Source organism: Pseudomonas sp. G3-39, assembly GCF_054790485.1.
On record NZ_CP186497.1, the window covers coordinates 4,419,186 to 4,438,614 of the forward strand.

12 protein-coding genes and 1 riboswitch are annotated in these 19,429 nt (G+C 60.8%); of the genes, 2 read left to right on the plus strand and 10 right to left on the minus strand.

Annotated features, from left to right (window positions below; all coding sequences use genetic code 11):
- Window positions 1–46 precede the first annotated feature (46 nt).
- The 3 genes from alaS to ACOYXG_RS19840 form a co-directional block, all read right to left on the minus strand.
- Entirely contained in the window at window positions 47–2,665 is a 2,619-nt protein-coding gene (gene alaS, locus ACOYXG_RS19830) for an alanine--tRNA ligase (RefSeq protein ID WP_098965156.1), read from the minus strand.
- Window positions 2,666–2,811: 146 nt separating this feature from the next.
- Window positions 2,812–3,816 (minus strand): low-specificity L-threonine aldolase, encoded by a 1,005-nt coding sequence (gene ltaE, locus ACOYXG_RS19835; RefSeq protein WP_460353533.1) that lies wholly within the window; start codon window positions 3,814–3,816, stop codon window positions 2,812–2,814.
- A gap of 160 nt (window positions 3,817–3,976) precedes the next feature.
- The gene (locus ACOYXG_RS19840) at window positions 3,977–4,912 is read right to left on the minus strand and encodes an IS110 family transposase (RefSeq protein ID WP_103369841.1); all 936 of its coding nucleotides are present in this window, start codon (window positions 4,910–4,912) and stop codon (window positions 3,977–3,979) included.
- Window positions 4,913–5,272: 360 nt separating this feature from the next.
- A riboswitch (FMN riboswitch) is annotated at window positions 5,273–5,444 on the plus strand.
- 99 nt (window positions 5,445–5,543) lie between these two features.
- On the opposite strand from ACOYXG_RS19840, the gene ACOYXG_RS19845 reads away from it, so the two are divergent.
- A complete protein-coding gene (locus ACOYXG_RS19845; RefSeq protein WP_027612643.1) occupies window positions 5,544–6,053 on the plus strand; it encodes a 6,7-dimethyl-8-ribityllumazine synthase in 510 nt (169 codons plus the stop codon).
- A gap of 152 nt (window positions 6,054–6,205) precedes the next feature.
- Here the strand turns inward: ACOYXG_RS19845 and astE are convergent, their stop codons facing one another.
- From astE to ACOYXG_RS19880, 7 genes are all read right to left on the minus strand, one after another.
- Complete coding sequence (gene astE, locus ACOYXG_RS19850; protein WP_027612642.1) at window positions 6,206–7,216, minus strand: succinylglutamate desuccinylase; 1,011 nt, start codon at window positions 7,214–7,216, stop codon at window positions 6,206–6,208.
- A gap of 12 nt (window positions 7,217–7,228) precedes the next feature.
- Window positions 7,229–7,519 carry a hypothetical protein gene (locus ACOYXG_RS19855; protein WP_027612641.1) on the minus strand — a complete coding sequence of 97 codons (291 nt, stop codon included), beginning with the start codon at window positions 7,517–7,519 and terminating at the stop codon, window positions 7,229–7,231.
- A gap of 57 nt (window positions 7,520–7,576) precedes the next feature.
- Window positions 7,577–8,923, minus strand: a complete 1,347-nt coding sequence (gene astB / locus ACOYXG_RS19860; RefSeq protein ID WP_003227272.1) for an N-succinylarginine dihydrolase — start codon at window positions 8,921–8,923, stop codon at window positions 7,577–7,579.
- 163 nt (window positions 8,924–9,086) lie between these two features.
- Window positions 9,087–10,556: a succinylglutamate-semialdehyde dehydrogenase gene (gene astD / locus ACOYXG_RS19865; protein WP_460358510.1), complete on the minus strand. Its 1,470-nt coding sequence runs from the start codon at window positions 10,554–10,556 to the stop codon at window positions 9,087–9,089.
- Window positions 10,553–11,578: an arginine N-succinyltransferase gene (gene astA, locus ACOYXG_RS19870; protein ID WP_027612638.1), complete on the minus strand. Its 1,026-nt coding sequence runs from the start codon at window positions 11,576–11,578 to the stop codon at window positions 10,553–10,555. Before astA ends, astD begins: the two co-directional genes overlap by 4 nt.
- Before the next feature lie 51 nt (window positions 11,579–11,629).
- Window positions 11,630–12,649, minus strand: a complete 1,020-nt coding sequence (gene aruF, locus ACOYXG_RS19875) for an arginine/ornithine succinyltransferase subunit alpha (protein WP_025112905.1) — start codon at window positions 12,647–12,649, stop codon at window positions 11,630–11,632.
- A gap of 201 nt (window positions 12,650–12,850) precedes the next feature.
- Window positions 12,851–14,071, minus strand: coding sequence for an aspartate aminotransferase family protein (locus ACOYXG_RS19880; protein ID WP_460353539.1), 1,221 nt, complete (start codon window positions 14,069–14,071; stop codon window positions 12,851–12,853).
- A gap of 310 nt (window positions 14,072–14,381) precedes the next feature.
- Here ACOYXG_RS19880 and ACOYXG_RS19885 point away from each other — a divergent pair, with 310 nt between their 5' ends.
- A complete protein-coding gene (locus tag ACOYXG_RS19885; protein ID WP_460353542.1) occupies window positions 14,382–19,427 on the plus strand; it encodes a dermonecrotic toxin domain-containing protein in 5,046 nt (1,681 codons plus the stop codon).
- Window positions 19,428–19,429: the final 2 nt, after the last annotated feature.

The window sequence follows — 19,429 nt, forward strand, 5'->3', positions numbered from 1 at the left end:
AACAGCCGCCGGGCCCGCCACTAGACTGCGGGCCCGGCGGGCCGTCTTATAAACCCTGCTCGACGAATGGAACGGTCAGCGCCAGCGCGCCATCCAGTGCGCCGGCGTCAACACCGCCGCCCTGCGCCATGTCCGGACGACCACCGCCCTTCCCGCCCACTGCCGCAGCAGCCTGTTTCATCAAATCACCGGCTTTGAGTTGGCCAGTCAGGTCTTTGGTTACGCCTGCAACCAGTACGACCTTTTCCTCATGGACACTGCCGAGCAGGATCACTGCGCGGCCGAGTTTGTTTTTCAGCTGATCGACCAGCGCCAGCAGCGCCTTGCCATCCTGACCATCCAGACGTGCGGCCAGAACCTTCACGCCCTTGACGTCGACTGCCGAGTTCGACAGATCGTCGCCCGCGGCGCTGGCAGCCTTGGCCTGCAACTGCTCGAGTTGCTTTTCCAGCGCGCGGTTGCGCTCCAGCACGGCCGACAGCTTGTCGATCAGATTGTCGCGGCTGCCCTTGACCAGGTTGGCCGCTTCCTTGAGTTGTTCTTCTGCAGCGTTCAAGTAGGCCAGTGCCGCAGCACCGGTGACTGCCTCGATACGACGCACACCCGATGCCACACCGCCTTCGCTGATGATCTTCAGCAGGCCGATGTCACCGGTACGGTTGGCGTGGATACCGCCACACAGCTCGACAGAGAAATCGCCGCCCATGCTCAGCACGCGCACGTTGTCGCCGTACTTCTCGCCGAACAGCGCCATCGCGCCTTTCTGCTTGGCGGTTTCGATGTCGGTTTCTTCAGTTTCAACTGCGGAGTTCTTGCGGATCTCGGCGTTGACGATGTCTTCCAGCGCTTTGATCTGCTCCGGCTTGATCGCTTCAAAGTGGCTGAAGTCGAAGCGCAGACGCTGGCTATCCACCAACGAACCCTTCTGCTGAACGTGCTCGCCCAGTACCTGACGCAGCGCAGCGTGCAGCAAGTGGGTGGCCGAGTGATTCAGCGAAGTCGCGTGACGCACCTCGGCATCGACATGGGTTTCCACTGGCGCGCCGATGGTCAGGCTGCCGGAATCCAGCACGCCGTGGTGCAGGAATGCGCCGCCGGTCTTGGTGGTGTCACGGACGTCGAAACGTGCGTTACCGGCCTGGAGGAAACCGCAGTCGCCGATCTGGCCGCCGGATTCAGCGTAGAACGGCGTCTGGTTCAGGACGATCACCGCCTCTTCGCCTTCACTCAAAACGTCGACCGACTGGCCATCTTTATAGATAGCGACGATTTTTGCCGAACCGCTGGTGTCTTTGTAACCGGTGAACTCGGTGGCCACATCAACCTTGACCAGGGTGTTGTAGTCCAGACCGAACGAGCTGGCGGAACGCGCACGAACACGCTGGGCTTCCATTTCACGTTCAAAGCCGACCTCGTCGACGGTCAGGCCGCGCTCGCGAGCGATGTCAGCCGTAAGATCCATCGGGAAACCGTAGGTGTCGTAGAGTTTGAATACCACGTCGCCCGGCACCACGGTGCCTTTGAGTTCCAGCAGATCCTGTTCGAGAATCTTCAAGCCGTGCTCCAGGGTCTTGGAGAACTGCTCTTCTTCGGCCTTCAGTACGCGCTCGATGTTGCTCTGCTGCTTCTTCAGTTCCGGGAAGGCTTCGCCCATCTCGGCGACCAGCGCAGCGACGATCTTGTAGAAGAAGCTGCCGGTGGCGCCCAACTTGTTGCCGTGACGGCAGGCGCGACGAATGATCCGGCGCAGCACGTAGCCGCGGCCTTCGTTGGACGGCAGCACGCCGTCGGCGATCAGGAAACCGCACGAACGGATGTGGTCGGACACCACTTTGAGCGACGACTGATCGCCGTTTTCGCAGCCGATCGCTTCGGCCGAGGCTTTGAGCAGGTTCTTGAACAGGTCGATGTCGTAGTTGGAATTGACGTGCTGCATCACCGCACTGATCCGCTCCAGGCCCATGCCGGTGTCGACCGACGGCGCTGGCAACGGATGCAACACGCCATCGGCGGTGCGGTTGAACTGCATGAACACGTTGTTCCAGATCTCGATGTAACGGTCGCCGTCTTCTTCCGGCGAACCCGGTGGGCCGCCCCAGATGTGGTCGCCGTGATCGTAGAAAATCTCGGTGCACGGGCCGCACGGGCCGGTATCGCCCATGGTCCAGAAGTTGTCGGACGCGTAAGGCGCGCCTTTGTTGTCGCCGATACGGATCATGCGCTCGACCGGCACGCCGATCTGCTTGGTCCAGATGTCATACGCTTCGTCGTCGGAGGCGTAGACGGTGACCCAGAGTTTTTCCTTCGGCAGTTTCAGAACGCCGGTCAGGAAGGTCCAGGCGAAGGTAATCGCGTCGTGCTTGAAATAGTCACCGAAGCTGAAGTTACCGAGCATTTCGAAGAAGGTGTGGTGACGAGCGGTATAACCGACGTTTTCCAGGTCGCTGTTCTTGCCACCGGCACGCACGCACTTCTGGCTGCTGGTTGCGCGGGTGTACGCGCGCTTTTCCTGGCCCAGGAAGCAGTCCTTGAACTGGTTCATCCCCGCGTTGGTGAACAGCAGGGTTGGGTCGTTGCCCGGAATCAAAGAGCTGGAGGCTACACGGGTGTGGCCTTGCTCTTCGAAGAAGCGAAGGAAGGCTTCACGGATTTCTGCGCTTTTCATTAGGTTCTTCCACGGAGGCTGCGGCCAAAGGCCTGTACGAAACGTCAACAGACGAAACGACGGCAAAGGGCCGCATTATATCGGCCCTTCGCGCGGGGTACAGCGTGTTTATACGATAGTAACGGTCAATTGGACGGCTAACGCTGTCACTTGCGCGAAAACTCGACGAATGTCGCGATCACTTGCTCGATTTGCGAGCGACTGACGTCCATGTGCGTGACCATGCGCAAGCGCGCGGCGGCGCTCAACTTGATCCCGCGTTCGGCGGCAAACACCTTGAGCGCTTCGGCCTGGTCGCCCATTTGCACGTACACCATGTTGGTCTGCACCGGCTCGACGCTGAACCCGGCCTCGCGCAGGCCTTCAGCCAGAAACTGCGCGTTGGCGTGGTCATCGGCCAGGCGCTCGACGTTGTGATCCAGTGCATACAGCCCCGCCGCTGCCAGCAATCCGGCCTGACGCATGCCGCCGCCGACCATTTTGCGCAGGCGGCGGGCCTTGCCGATCAGCTGCTCAGTGGCACACAGCACTGAACCGACCGGCGCGCCGAGGCCTTTGGACAGGCACACCGACACCGAATCGAAATGTTGCGTGATCTCGCGGGCATCCACCCCAAGCTTGACTGCCGCGTTGTACAGCCGCGCGCCGTCCAGATGCAGGGCCAGGCCGTGCTCCCGCGTGAATTGGCGCGCGCGGGCCAGATACTCCAGCGGTAACACTTTGCCCTGCATGGTGTTTTCCAGCGCCAGCAGCCGGGTACGGGCAAAGTGAAAGTCATCGGGCTTGATCGCCGCTGCTACCTGATCCAGATCCAGCGAACCGTCGGCCTGCACTTCCAGCGGCTGCGGCTGGATCGAACCGAGCACCGCCGCGCCGCCGCCCTCGTACTTATAGGTGTGCGCCTGCTGGCCGACGATGTATTCGTCGCCACGTTCGCAATGCGCCATCAGCCCGAGCAGGTTGCTCATGGTGCCGGTCGGCACGAACAGCGCAGCCGCGAAACCCAGCCTTTTCGCCAATTCGGCCTCCAGACGATTGACCGTCGGATCTTCGCCGTACACGTCGTCACCGGTAGCCGCCGCAGTCATCGCGTCGAGCATGGCTGGAGTCGGTTGAGTGACGGTGTCGCTGCGAAGATCGATAACGCTCATGAACCTGGCCTCTGGTCAGCAGGGGAAATCCCTTTTCGAAGGTGAATTACTGCGGTCATGGCGCCGATTAATCAACCCCTGAGCGCGAAAAGGTCAGGTTACTTCTTGCGAACACGCCATCCATGTGGGAGATTCTATGTTGCTCAGCAACCCTAGAATCTCAAACTGATCGGTATTCGCCCTGATTCTTCATCAGGGTGAATGCCACTCGGCAGAGCTTGCGAGCAAGAGCTACCAATGCCTGTGTTTTCGAGAAGCCTCTGGCCAAGTATGACTCGTAAAAAGGCTTCCACTTGGTTGAGCGACACGCCGCCATTGCGGCGTTGTAGGCTAATCGACGGATCTCCGGATCTCCTTTTTTGCTCAGGAACCTCGGGCCGTTCTTTTTCCCCGAATCGTCCACCGTCAGATCCATACCCAAAAACGCGATGAACGCGTCGCTGTTGGCAAAGTCACCGCGCATATAGGTCGTTGCCAACCCAGTCGCAGTCAGCTCTCCCACGCCCTCGATTGCTTTGCAGCGGTCAATATTGTCATCAATACCGGCCTCTTTGCTGACTTTGCGCAGCAGTTTTTGAATGACCTTGTCGGATCGCTCGAATGCCTTTTGCTGAGCCGTACGTTCTTTCTTCAGCAAGGGTTCGTCGGCCCAGCTCAACATCAGACCCGTATGGTTCTGAATCAGCGTCGCGCGTCTGTGCAGCAAGCTTTTCAGTACGGTGTAGGCTTTAGGAGGCGGGTTCCAAAGCCGCAGTTTGCTTTGTTCATTCGTCAGATAGCGTGCGAGCACGCGTGCATCGCAGGGATCATTTTTGGCTCGCTGACCGACACCGCGACGATAGTGGCTGACTCGATAAGCATCCACCACATAGACCTGATGTCCCATCGCATGAGCCAGATCAACAGTCTCCAAATGGTAGATATTGGTGGCTTCGACAGCGATAGCGCTTTGCGCGGGCAGAGTTTTGAGCCAACGTTTGAGGGCGGCACGATCATTCTTGACCGCTTCAATGGTTTCCAAGTCGGCGCGATAGACAACGATTTCGGCCTTGGCGATATCGATACCAACAACCGTCTGCGAAGTAAGGATTGTCATGACGAATCCTCGGAGCTAGGGTTTAAGAGCTTGTTGGGGTCTACCGTTGCGCTGGCTTGTCTCTATCGTCGGTTTACCGATGAATTCCTTATTGGCGCTTTGGGTAGAAGGGGCGGGACGAGAAGTCTCCCACGGTCTGTACTGGTCAGAGTCAGAATCGAGTCTGTAGTCCCGCCCACCCCTTCAAGTCTAAACATACAAGCGAGCCTGCTCCGGGCGGCGTTCCGACGAAAGCAGTGTGTCAGTCAGCAGATGTGTCACTGACAGACCGCTTTCGCGAGCAGGCTCGCTCCCACAGGTTCTGTGCAAGGCCGGAAAATATGTGATAAAAACGCTGCGCCGCCCGAGAAAGGGCGGCAAAAACGTTCTCAGGGCGGGGTGCAATTCCCCACCGGCGGTAATTGCGCGCAATGCGCATAGCCCGCGAGCGCTTGGCGACGAACACGGCAAAGGCTGTGATCGGCGACAAGGTCAGCAGACCCGGTGTGATTCCGGGGCCGACGGTCATAGTCCGGATGAAGAGAGAACGGGATTGACGCCAAAGGGCCGCCCGCGCTTGTGTGCTCGTGCGTACCCTTGAATCCCTTTCGATTCATAACGCCCTGTTTTTCACACAAACAGGAGTCAGAACATGCAACCCACCGCTATCGACAGCAAAACCAAACACCCTCACGGCGAGCGCGTTGCGTTCATCCAGGCCTGCTGGCACAAGGAAATCGTCGACCAGAGCCGTAAAGGCTTCGTCGCCGAAATGCTGGCTCAGGGTTATCAGGAATCGGACATCGACTTCTTCGAAGTCGGCGGCGCCTTTGAAATGCCCCTGCACGCCAAGTTGCTGGCCAAAACTGGCCGTTATGCCGGCATCGTCGCGGCCGCTCTGGTCGTGGATGGCGGCATCTATCGTCACGAATTCGTCGCCCAGTCAGTGGTCAGCGGCCTGATGCAGGTGCAACTGGAAACCGAAGTGCCAGTGTTCTCGGTGTCCCTGACCCCGCATAACTTCCATGCCGGTGAAGAACATCAGAAGTTCTTCTTCGAGCACTTCGTGCACAAGGGTCAGGAAGCGGCGCGGACTTGCGCGGATACGCTGCAGAAGGTTCGTGCGCTGCGTCGCAGTGAGCCGCGTGCTGTAGCGGTCTAAAGCTGAGTGAGGTTTTGACCTCACTCAAATCAAATGTGGGAGCGAGCCTGCTCGCGAATGCGGTGTGTCAGCCATCATAATTGCTGGCTGACGGTCAGCATTCGCGAGCAGGCTCGCTCCCACAGGGGATTTGCGTCAGTTGCCTAATTGCGTCAGGCGAGATGTTCGTCGGTGGCCGGCACGATCAGGATGCCCGCACGCAAGCCGTTCTTGACCTTGGGATTAGGGAAGATGATCCGCGCGCCCTCTTCCTCGATGACCCAGCGGGTATTGGCCAGATCTTCGGCTAGCACATAACCCACATCCAATTCAGAAAAGTTCTCGATGTCCGCTGGCAGGTTCAGGCGGAACGCATCGCTGTGCTTGATGATTTCCCGGGCGACGCTGAACAGCTGCAAACCATCCAGTCCCTCTGCTGCCAGATCCGGCTCATTGCCTTCGATGATCTGCTTCAGACGAGTTTCCAGACGTGAAACATCCACCCCTTCGTTCTGCCCGAACGGCCGCGCCTTGCCCAGTTCCAAGGTGAAAGCCTCGGCACCGAGCTTGTCGTAGGTGTAGGAACTGAACACGATCGACGGCTTGTTCTGCAGCAGCACCGCTTCCATCCCGGCGGCGCGCAGACGCGCCAGCTCGCGGCGCGAATGCTGGCGACCTTCCTTCCACGGATACAGCGCGAACTGCTCGATCTTCGAACCACGAATGGCGGTGTGCAAGTCGTAGTGCAGGCGCTGCCGATCCGGCAGGCTGAAGAAGCTCGCCGCCAGCCGTTCCAGCTCACAGGCGCGGATGGCTTCGGAACCGCTGGTTTGTTCATGCCGGCCGTTGAACAGCCGGTTGACATCCTGCTCGACGAAGCGCTCGCCCTTGCGGATCGCTTCCGGGTTACCGAACAGAAACAGAATGCGTGCACGCGGCTTCAGATCGCCGCGAGCGATGTCATGCAGCAGCCGATCGAGCAACTCGATCGGCGCTGTTTCATTGCCGTGGATACCCGCCGACAGCAGCAGGTCCAGGCCATTGTCACGCGCTTCGGGTGGCCGGACTTCCAGCGCACCCTCGCTCAACCAGCGCATGCGCACGCCTTCGACAGTCAGTTGAGTCTTCTCCGCCGGTTCGCGGCCGGCGAGGGTCAGTTCAAGCAGTTTGCCGAGGGCGAGCATAGAGCGGTTTCCTTAGTGATCGTGGTTGCAATCCGGGCCGTGCACGTGGTCTTCGTCGTCGCCGACGTCAGCCGGCTCCATTTCCAGTTGCAGACTTACCAGATTAGTTGCCAATGGGCGCAGCAGCAGGTTGGCGTACTCTTCGTCACCTTCCTCGACGTCCACGCCGATCAGCAGTTGGCCACGGCCGTCCTGCTGGATCCACAGCTCTTTGCCTTGCCACATGACCGCGACGCGGGTGCACGAGGTTTGCAGTTGCGTGCCGTCGGTGTCTTCAAGGATCAGCTGCAGGGAATCGCTCATGTTTTTACTCTCTTGGGGAGACAAGCCGCGCGTCGCGTTCAGGCGACGCGCCGGCCATCAATTAATCTGGAATGGATAAACCGCGCCCAGTTTAAGGATTTGCGTCAGTTCATCCAGTGCCGTCCGGCATTCAAGCAGCAACTGCGGGTCCGCCAGATCGGTTTCGCTCAGGCGGTCGCGGTAGTGCTTTTCAACCCATGCGGTCAACGAACCGTACAACGGGGCCGTCATGATAACCCCTGGGTTGACCGCCGCCAGCTCGGTTTCGTTGAGCGCGACGCGCAGTCGCAGGCACGCCGGGCCACCGCCGTTCTGCATGCTCTGCTTGAGGTCGAAGACTTTGACTTCGCGGATCAGCCCGCCGGAGCTGGTCAGACCTTGCAGGTAGTTCCACACGCGCTCGTTGCCACGGCATTCTTCCGGCACGATCAGCAGCATCGAGCCATCAGGACGCGACAGCAACTGGCTGTTGAACAGGTAGGAGCGCACTGCGTCATCGACGGTGACCGCCGAACGCGGCACGCAGATCGACTGGAACTTGCCGCCGACCTTGGCCAGTTTGCCCTGCAACTCGGCCAGCATCTGTTCGGTGTCGAGGAACGCGTCCTCGTGATAGAACAGCACCTCGCCATTACCCACCGCGATCACGTCGTTGTGGAATACGCCTTGGTCGATCACCGCCGGGTTCTGCTGCGCGTAAACCACGCCCTCGTCACGCAGACCGTGCAGACGCGCTACCGCTTGCGAGGCTTCCAGAGTCTGGCGCGCCGGGTACTTCTGCGGCGCCGGGTAGCGGGTGTCGAACGCGCTGCGACCGAACACGAAGAACTCGACACCGGCCTCGCCGTACTCACGGCAGAAACGCGTGTGGTTGGCCGCGCCTTCGTCACCGAACTGCGCCACCGCCGGCAACGCGGCGTGATGGGCGAAGTGTTGCTGATCGGCGAACATCGCACCGAGCACGCGGCTGGTGGTCGGGTGTTCGATGCTGCGGTGGTATTTGCAGTTGAGGTTGGCGGCGGTGAAATGCACGCGACCGTCAGCGGTGTCGGCACTCGGGCTGACAGTAGCGGCGTTGGCCACCCACATGCTCGATGCCGAGCAACTGGCGACCAGCAACGGCATGGCTTCCTTCGCGGCGCGCTCGATCACTTGCGCGTCGGTGCCGCTGAAACCCAGACGGCGCAACGCGGCCACGTCCGGACGCTCCTGCGGCGCCAGCACGCCTTGCTGAAAGCCCATTTCCATCAGCGCTTTCATCTTCGCCAGACCTTGCAGCGCCGCTTCCTTCGGGTTCGAGGACTGCTGGCTGTTGCTCTGGGACGCAACGTTGCCGTAGGACAGACCACCGTAGTTATGGGTCGGCCCCACTAGACCGTCAAAATTGACTTCATAGGATTTCATCAGCGAGGCTCCACGAGAATCTGTTGTTATAGGCTTCAAGTAACAATTCAGTCAGACCGCGTCGCGGCTATCGCGAGCAGGCTCACTCCTACAGGTTTGGCGGGGAACACACATGTTGTGTACGACACAAATCCTGTAGGAGTGAGCCTGCTCGCGATGGCCGTTACGCCATTTTCACGCCAGGCGTCAGGGCCGCAGGCAACACCAGGCTCGGTGTTTCCAGCGACGCCACCGGATACGCGCAGTAATCCGCCGCGTAGTAGGCGCTGGCGCGATGGTTGCCCGAAGCGCCAACACCGCCGAACGGCGCGCTGCTCGCCGCACCGGTCAGCTGTTTGTTCCAGTTGACGATACCGGCGCGGCTTTCCAGCCAGAACTGCTGATAACGATCTTCGGAATCCGACAGCAAACCAGCCGCCAAGCCATAAGCGGTGTCGTTGGCCTCAGCGATCGCCGCAGCGAAATCGGCGTAGCGAATCACTTGCAGCAACGGGCCGAACAGTTCTTCGTCCGGACGCTCGGCCACGGCGGTCACATCCAGAATGCCCGGGGTCAGCAAGGCAGACTGCGCTTGCGGCTGAGTCATCGCCAGCAACGACACCGCGCCATTGGCCAGCAGGTGTTGCTGGGCATCCATCAGCGCTTTCGCCGCGCCAAGGGAAATCACCGAGCCCATGAACGGCGCGGGTTGCTGATCGAACGCACCGACCTCGATGGTCGCGCTGACGTCCACCAGACGCTTGAGCAGGCTGTCGCCCCACGCGCCTTGCGGCACCAGCAGACGACGGGCGCAGGTGCAACGCTGACCGGCGGAGATGAACGCCGACTGAATGATCGTGTACACCGCCGCGTCCAGATCAGCCACCTGATCGACCACCAGCGGGTTGTTGCCACCCATTTCCAAAGCAAGAATCTTGTCCGGACGCCCGGCGAACTGCTGGTGCAGGTGATTGCCGGTGCGGCTCGAACCGGTGAAGAACAGACCGTCGATGCCCGGGTTCGCCGCCAGCGCGATACCGGTTTCGCGAGCACCTTGCAGCAGGTTCAACACGCCGGCCGGAAGACCGGCTTCGATCCAGCACTTGACCGTCAGCTCGGCGACTTTCGGCGTCAGCTCGCTTGGCTTGAACAGCACGCTGTTACCGGCCAGCAGCGCCGGCACGATGTGCCCGTTCGGCAAATGGCCGGGGAAGTTGTAAGGGCCGAATACCGCCACCACACCATGTGGCTTGTGGCGCAGTACGGCGGTGGCGTCGCCCAGCGGGCCGCTCTTCTCGCCGGTACGTTCGCGGTAGCTCTGCACCGAGATCGCAATCTTGTTGACCATGCTGGTGACTTCAGTCGCGGCTTCCCACAGAGGCTTGCCGGTTTCCTCGCCGATGGTGCGGGCCAGTTCGTCGCTGTGGTTTTTCAGGGCGGCGGCGAAGGCTTCGAGCACGCTGATACGCTCGTCCAGCGAACGCCGCGCCCAACCCGGAAACGCTTGACGCGCAGCCTGCACGGCCGACTCGACCTGAGCGGCAGTCGCACCTTCCCCCGACCACAGCACTTGCTGGGTCACCGGATTCAGCGACTGGAATGCTTCGCCCTGACCGGCCAGCCATTCACCTGCGATGTATAGCGAATTCATTATTTCGACTCCCGAGCAGCAGACAACGCCACGGCGCGCACTTGATCGCCGGCGTTGAGTTGAAGACGTTTGGCGGTCAGCGGATCGACCACTAGCGTGCCAGCAGCCAGTCGGGCTGGCGCAGCCGTGATGCGGCAGTCTTCGCGCTTGCGGTTATGGATGATGAACGGCGTAGCATCATCGCCCGGCGTACCAATCGCCAGCACCAGTGCTTCGCTGTCGCGGACTGCGCGGATCTTGCTGGTTTCACACTCGATGGCCGGGCCGGCGTCGAAGATGTCGACGTAGCCCTGATAGCTGAAACCTTCGCTCTTGAGCATCGCCAGTGCCGGTTCAGTGTCGGGGTGTACTTGACCGATGACGTTGCGCGCATCCGGCGACAGGAAGCAGGTGTACAGCGGGAATTTCGGCATCAGTTCGGCAATGAACGCCTTGTTGCCAACACCGGTCAGGTAATCGGCCTGGCTGAATTCCATCTTGAAGAAGTGCCGACCCAGGCTTTCCCAGAACGGCGAACGACCGGCTTCGTCGGAGACGCCGCGCATCTCGGCGATGATCTTGTTGCCGAACAGCTCAGGGAACTCGGCGATGAACAGCATGCGCGCCTTGGACAGCATGCGGCCGTTCAGACCAGTGCGGTAATCGGCATGCAGGAACAGCGAGCACAGCTCGGAGTTGCCGGTCAGGTCGTTGGCGAGGAACAGCGTCGGAATCTCGCGATAGATGTTCAGCTCTTGCGAGGCGCTGACGGTCAGGCCGACGCGGAAGTTGTACCACGGCTCGCGCAGACCGACCGCGCCGGCGATGGCGGAAATCCCCACCACGCGACCGTTGTCGTCTTCGAGCACGAACAGGTAGTCCGCATCGCCACGGCCGGCTTCGCCGCGAAAGGTCTTCTCGGCCCAGCCGACCCGATGGGTCAGGCGCTCTTCATTGGCCGGCAAGGTGGTCAGGCCGGTGCCGGTGCTGCGGGCCAGGTCGATCAGCGCGGATAAATCGCTGCTGCGTACGGGACGAACAATCATGCTATCTCCTCAAACGGGCCGCCTTCGCCACCCGTGAAACTCGCTAAGGCGTTAAACCGCCACCAGGCGCACGCTGGCACCTTCACCGACGCCCAGGGCTTCGGCTGCTTCCAGATCCAGGGTCACCGGTTTGCCCGGCGCGTAATCCAGTTCCAGCAACACCGCGCGGTAATCCTGCAACTGCGCGTTGGCCACCAGATACTGGCGTCCGGCACCTTTGACCGGCTCGCCGATCTTCACCGGCACTACACGGCTCTGGGCGATCGAACGGATCCCCGAAACACGCGCATGCAGGGTCGGGCCACCGTCGAAAATGTCGATGTAGTGATCGGTCTCGAAGCCTTCGCGCATCAGGATGTCGAAGGTGATCTGCGCACGCGGGTGCACCTGGCCCATCGCTTCTTGAGCGGAATCCGGCAGCAGCGGCACGTAGATCGGGTAATGCGGCATCAGTTCGGCGAGGAACGTGCGGCTCTTCAGGCCACACAGGCGTTCGGCCTCGGCGTAGTTGAGGTCGAAGAAGTTGCGCCCGATTGCGTCCCAGAATGGCGAATCGCCGTTCTCGTCGCTGTAACCGACGATCTCGGTCACCACCGAATCGGCGAAACGCTCCGGGTGGCTGGCGACGAACAGCAGGCGGCCACGGGAGTTGAGCTCGGCCCACGGCGAACCGACCAGCTCACGCTGCACGTAGAAACTGGTCAGCAAGCTGTTGCCGGTAAGGTCGTGGCATTGCGAGAGCACGTGGATCTTGTTGTGGATCTTCAGCTCGCGGGAGGCGTGGACGAAGGTCTCGTTGCGGAAGCTGTAGAACGGCTCGGAGTAACCGGCCGAGGCAACGATGGCCGAGCAGCCGACCAGTTTGCCGGTGGCGGTGTCTTCGAGGACGAAGAAGTAGCTCTCTTCACCGTTGAAACTCACTTCGGCGGCGAACGAGGCTTCGCTCGCCGCGATCTTGTCGCTCAGACGTTCCACGTCATCCGGCAAGGAAGTGACACCAATCGGACTGTCCGCAGCCAGACGCTGTACCTCGCCCAGATCAGCCATTTGCGCAGGGCGCATCACCAGCATGGTGTCACTCCTTTCTCTTATAAATTTACAGAAGAAAAAACACCGGACCTTGTAGGAGTGAGCCTGCTCGCGATTGCGGTCTGTCAGAAACCAATGAGTCGACTGACATACCGCAATCGCGAGCAGGCTCACTCCTACAGTGGATCGGGTTCGGCATAAAATTTTGATCGACGCCCGAATCCTCGGGCGCCGAAGGGTCTATCAGGCTTGCGTCAGTGCAGCAGCCGCGCGTTCGAAGCGGTCGAGGCCGGCGTCGATATCGGCGTCGTCCACCACCAGGCTCGGGGCGAAACGAATGACGTCCGGGCCGGCCTGCAGAATCATCAGGCCTTCTTTTTCAGCGGCGTTGAAAATGTCCTTGGCCTTGCCTTTCCAGGCGTCGCTCAGCACACAACCGATCAACAGACCGAGGCCACGCACCTGAGTGAACAGGCCGTACTTCTCGCCGATCTGCTGCAGGCGGGTCTTGAATTTGTCGTGCTTGGCGTTGACGCCGCTCAGCACCTCGGGGGTGTTGATCACGTCGATCACTGCTTCGGCGACGGCGCACGCCAGCGGGTTACCGCCGTAAGTGGTGCCGTGGGTGCCGACGACCAGATGTTTGGCCAGCGCTTCGGTGGTCAGCATCGCGGCGATCGGGAAACCACCGCCCAGGCTCTTGGCGCTGGTCAGGATGTCCGGGGTTACGCCGTAATGCTGGTAGGCGAACAGGTGACCGGTACGGCCCATGCCGGTCTGCACTTCGTCGAACACCAGCAGCGCGTTGTGCGCGTCGCACAGTTCGCGGGCACCTTGCAGGTAAGCCAGTTCGGCCGGCAGTACACCGCCCTCGCCCTGGATCGGTTCGAGCACGACCGCACAGGTCTTGTCGGACACCGCCGCTTTCAGCGCGGCCAGATCGTTGTAAGGAACGTGAGTGATGCCGGTGATTTTCGGACCGAAACCGTCGGAGTACTTCGACTGGCCACCGACGTTGACGGTGAACAGGGTACGACCGTGGAAGCTGTTGAGCGCGGCGATGATCTCGTATTTTTCGCTGCCGAAACGGTCGAACGCTACGCGACGGGCCAGCTTGAACGCGGCCTCGTTGGCTTCGGCGCCCGAGTTGCAGAAGAACACGCGCTCGGCGAACGTGGCGTCGATCAGCTTGTGCGCCAGGCGCAGGGCCGGCTCATTGGTGAACACGTTGGACACGTGCCACAGCTTGTTCGCCTGCTCGGTCAAGGCACCGACCAGCGCCGGATGCGCGTGGCCCAATACGTTTACGGCAATCCCGCCGGCGAAGTCGATCAGCTCGCGACCGCTCTGGTCCCAGACGCGGGAACCGGCGCCACGCACCGGAATGAAAGCGGCAGGCGCGTAGTTGGGAACCATTACCTGGTCGAAATCGGCGCGTTGTACCGCAGCGTGCTCAACGGACATCGGAGTCTCCTGAAGAGGAACACCCGCCTGAAACTGGCGAGCGATGGGGGGATTGTAAGGACAGTTTTCAGCCCGGCCTTGCCGCCAAGCGACAACTTCTTATAGCGCAAACCCCGGATTTTCCCGGGTTTACGGCAATGCGACATATAGCGTCGCAAAGGCGCAGTTTAAACTGCACGCCGCCATTTGCGCAGACGTACCGGGGATCTTAATCAAGAGAGTTTTGTGGCGTGCGGTATATATGTACCGCACATCGAATCAACGGCCGGTGTTTGCTAGGGACCTTTCTCCAGGCAAACGGCCTCACCCCATGATTCAAGAAACCACACCCGCCCCCGCGACACTGCCCGACCCACTGCTGCTACCCCGGCAGGACGCACACTATCAACCGCTGCTCCAGGCTATCCCGACATGGCTGATTCAGGCTGCGGCACACAAGCGCACGGCATTGAAACGGGCCAGTCCGCTGCTGCCCGCCAACCTCAAACAGGCATCACGCACCGAGCATGCAAAACTGCGCGCACTAAATGCCGCGCACTGGAGCGCACACAACCGCGTCGAACGAAGCCTTGCCCGGTTGCAGGACGCCAAAGCGTTCGCCGAACCGCTGCTGCGCGCCGAACTGGCAAAGCGCTTTGGCTTGAATCTGGATGTCCGGCAGACCTTCCTGCGCCTGTACCTGCCCGACCATGTTCCGTGGCTGCGCATCAAATCCGGCGCCGCACGCACCTGGACCGTCTCGCTGCTGGACGCCGCGCTGCACAATTTTGAAAGCAGCGAGACCAGCGCTGACGCCTTTGAGTCCGCCTCGGGTTATGTCAGCCAGCCCTCACCTGACGGTCAGTTCAGCGTGCTGCCGAACATCCCCAAGGCGATGCCGATCCCTGCCTTCACCCGACTGTGTCGCGAGCTGGATATCGGCCGCCGCTACAACACTTATCTGCAAGACAATCTGGGCATCAGCAATCCGCTGGTCGCAGCCGTGCTGCAACCGCAGGTTTGCACGAGTGACAAAGCCGCACTGGTCGCCGCCCTGCAAATGGCCTACATGCAAAAGCTGCTGGGAGCCGATGTCCATCGCCTGATCCTCGGGCTGCTCGATGGCTTGCAGCATTTACGCCTCAATCGTCAGGCGTGGCATTGCCATGCGCTGACGATGATGAAAGTCAGCCTGACCGGCATCGTGCTGTTCGCGCCGAATCTTGAAGCTGCAAACGCAGCAGCGCGAGTCGTGGTTTACATTCCCGATGACCCGCAACACCCGGTCAAGGAATACGCCAGTTCCGCTGCCTTCGCTGAGGAGCTGGCGCAACGCTTGCGCGATCCGGACTATCAGGCCTTCTTCAGCCGTTTTATCGACCACGCCGAGCGCGGCGCTTTCTTCGGTCAGTTGCGGGCCTTGCTCAGCCCCGTCACCTGGCAACCCGTACCGGCCGGCGATCCACGCCCCACCTGGCGCGAGCATCCAACCGTGCGGCCTGCCCTGCAGATCGTCGCGACCCCAATCCGGGGTGAGCTGTGGGTTTACCTCTACCAGCGCAAGCTCGACAAGATGCTCAACGATGCCCGCGTCATCGCCGTCTCGACGGCCATGGTCGATCGCAAGGCGCGCTGGGCACTCTGGGATTCCTTCACGGACATCGCACAGTCGTTGCTCAACCTCGTCGCGTTTGTCGCCTTGCCATTCGTGCCATTTCTCGGCGAGCTGATGCTTGCCTACACGGCCTACCAACTGCTCGACGAGACGTTCGAAAGCATCGTCGACTGGGCCGAAGGACAACCCCGCGAAGCGTTCGCGCATTTGATCGGCGTCGTGGAGTCCATGGTGCAGGTCGGCACCTTCGCCGCCGGCGGCGCTATCGCCGTCAGCGAGTTTCGCGCGCTGTTGCCTGCCAATGTCGTCCAGTTCATCGACCGCTTCATTCCGGTGAAAACGGCCAATGGCAAGACCCGCTACTGGAAACCCGACCTGCGCCCTTACGAGTGGCCCGCCACGCTGTCCAAAGACGCCAGAACCGATGCACTGGGCCTGCAAACCCACCAGGGCAAGAGCCTGCTGGCCCTGGAAGACAAGTTGTATGCCGTCAGCCTTGACACCGAAACGGGCGCCCATCGCATCGACCATCCGACGCGCCCCGAGGCTTACAAACCCGCACTCAGGCACAACACCGCAGGCGCCTGGCAAACCGAAATAGACCAGCCACTGGCTTGGGATCGCGCCACCGTGCTGAGCCGCAGCAGTGCGCAGATGCAGCGCCTTCCCGCCGCTCTGCGGGAGCGCCTGCTGAATATCAGTGGCTGCGAGGAAAACACCCTGCGCCAGATGCACGTCGAGCGCGATCAATTGCCACCCTTACTCAGTGACACGCTGCAGCGCTGGCAGATCGATCAGGACATTCAATTGTTCATCGCGCAGATTGGCAGCTCGAATGCCGAGGATTACCTAAAGGCCGACCCGGCCACCCAACTGCAACTGCTTTTCGACAACGGCGACTGGCCTGCCGACCGAGGCCTGCAACTGATCGACCGTCAAGGCAGAACCCTGTGGCGCAGCCCCGTCGCCGATGTGCCCTTCATACAAATCGAGGGCTCACGACTGGACGATGGCGACCTGCTCAAGACCTGTCTGCAACGCCTGACAGAATCGCAACGAAGGCGGCTATTGAGCGAAGCCCTGCATACGCCCGCCCCCTCGGCCGAGGCCCGCGCAACTAGCCTGCGGCGCAGCGTCGCCGAGCTGGCACAGCGCAAGCGCCAAAGCCTGTTCGAGGATCGATATCGTCAGTTACAGCGCGGCGCCAGCCCGCTGGTACAGGTACTGATGGATGCCGAACCCGGCCTGCCGAAGGCGTTGGCGCAATCGATACTGGAAACGGCAAGTGATGCTGAATACCTGCAATTACAGCGTGGAACACTCTCCGCAAGACTGGTGGTTTTGACTCAGGAAACGGTTCTGCAAGTGCGCGTAACCCGAGCCTTTGAAGGGCTGGAGCTGCAAGCGACAGTCAATAATCTGGATACGGATCGGCTGGCCCTCCACTCGCTGCCACGCTTGCCGGGCTGGTCGCCGTCGATACGAATGGAGCTCAGGCACTACAGCCATAGCGGGCAACTGATCGACAGCCTCGGCGCGCAGGACGCGCTCATTCGCAAGGTGCTGTTACTGACCGAACAGGGCGACTATCAGCCGTTCGACGCTAGCGGTGAGTCACTCAGCGCGCCGGGTTCACTGTATTCAAGCCTGCTGCATGCCCTGCCCGACGCAGAACGTTCGGCGCTGAACATCCACATCACGCAAGACCTGCAGCTCAAGCAGCTGATTCGTGACCACGCGCTCGACCGTCAAGCGTTGCTGAACCTGCTGTCGCAAAACCCGCTTCGCAAACCTGCTTACGACCCCACCGTGATGCGCCTGCGTGGCGGTACCAGCGGCTATCGGCGCATGCCTACCAATACGCCGACGCTGCACGCCCATGCCCACTGGCTGCTGCCGCACTTGCTGCCCGAGGAACTCAACGCGTTTGTCGAGCGCCTGCAACGCCATCCGAACGGCCCGCGAGCGGAGCTGAGCCGCTTGATCACTGAACGCAACCGCCTCGACGCGGTGCTGAGTCCGTGGACTGAGGGGATTCCCCTCGTTCATCCGCAGTCCGGTGCCCGCCTCACCACCGAGCAATACGCGATCCAGCGTCATCGCCGACGGCAGATGCGGGTCGACATCCTGGACTGCTGGAAACAGCAGGTTTCCTTGTCGGAGAACACCGAGCAGACCATCGATCTGCGTCTGTCACAGTCAATCATCGGAGAGCTGCCACAACTTGAGGTGAACTTCAGTCACGTGGACTACCTGACCATCGAAGGGGTCGGCAGCACTCAGGGTATACACGGGTTTCTGAACTGCTTCTCCGGCTTGCGTCGTCTGGCGCTGCGCAATTTCCAGCTGGGCAGTCTGCCGGAGTCGATCAGCCGTTCGCCACAACTGCGCGAGCTGATTCTGAGCGACTGCAGCATCACCCTGACAGCCGAGAGCCAAACCACACTGGCGGCATTGACTCAGCTGAGAACCCTGGACCTGTTCAGGAACCCGCTCGGACTCACCCCCAATGTCGAAAAAATGCCCCGACTCAATTACATCGATGTGTCGGAGACCGGCATATCCGAACTGCCACCCGGCCTGCTCACGCGCCCGCTATTGCGCACTGCGCTGCTCAACGACAACCAGATCCGGTCGTTGCCTCCCGCCCTTTTCGAGCTGCCCAACAACGTTCCGGAAGGCTTCGATCTGAGCGGCAATCCGATTGCCAACGCAGACCGGGAGCGCATCAAACGCCACTTCAACGACACCCGCCAGGACTTCGGCGTAATGGCCGAACAGGCTGATCTGCTGCGCGTACAGGCGCTGTACACACACATGGATCTGGAACAGGCCAGTGAATTTTTCTATCTGCTACCCGGCACCCTGGCCGAGGGTCGAATCGAACTTGCACGGCTTGAGCGTGAATACAGCGACTTGAGTAGCAACCTCGCCAACTGGGCGACCGACCACCCGGCCCTGCACCCGATCAGTGGCGAGCCCTTCACGATTGAGCAAGTGCTGAACGAGCACGCCGCACGTCACGAATTCAAATCGCTCATTGAACAGTGCTGGCGCCGGGAAACCGAGCAGGACGAACCGGACCAGAACCTCCAGCCACTGCATGACTTGAACCTGGCGACGATCATCCGCGGCGACTTGCCCGTACTCAATGCCGATTTCAGCCATGTCACCCATCTGTACCTCAGAAGCCTGCCGGGTCAGACGTTTGGAATCGACAGGTTTGTCGAGACGTTTGCCAGCCTCAGAGGACTGACGATTTATCAATATCGGCTTGAACACATTCCGCCGGCGGTGTTTCGCATGGCCAAGCTGACCTATTTGTCGCTTTCACACTGCGAGCTGACGCTCACGCCGCAAAACGCCCTTGAGCTTGCGCAAATGGAGCGCCTCGATCACCTGGACTTGAGTGACAACCCGTTGGGCGAGACGCCGGATGTCAGCCAGATGACTAATCTGCAAACGCTGATGCTGGACAACAGCGGCATCACCAGCCTGCCGCCGGGCTTGCTGCAACTCGAACACCTGGAAATCGCCGACCTGAGCGACAACGCGATCACCCAGGTTCCCAGCGATATCCTGGAGTTGCCAGAAGAGCGTGCGGAAAAATTCAGCCTGCGGAGCAATCCGCTCTCTGAGCTGAGCCTGCAACGGCTGATCGCCTACTTCAGAAAGCACCGCATCGATTTTGGCGTGGAAGCCGTCATCGAACGGGCGGAAATGGAGGTGTCCACGTCCGAAGATTCGGGGGTCGATGAGTGACG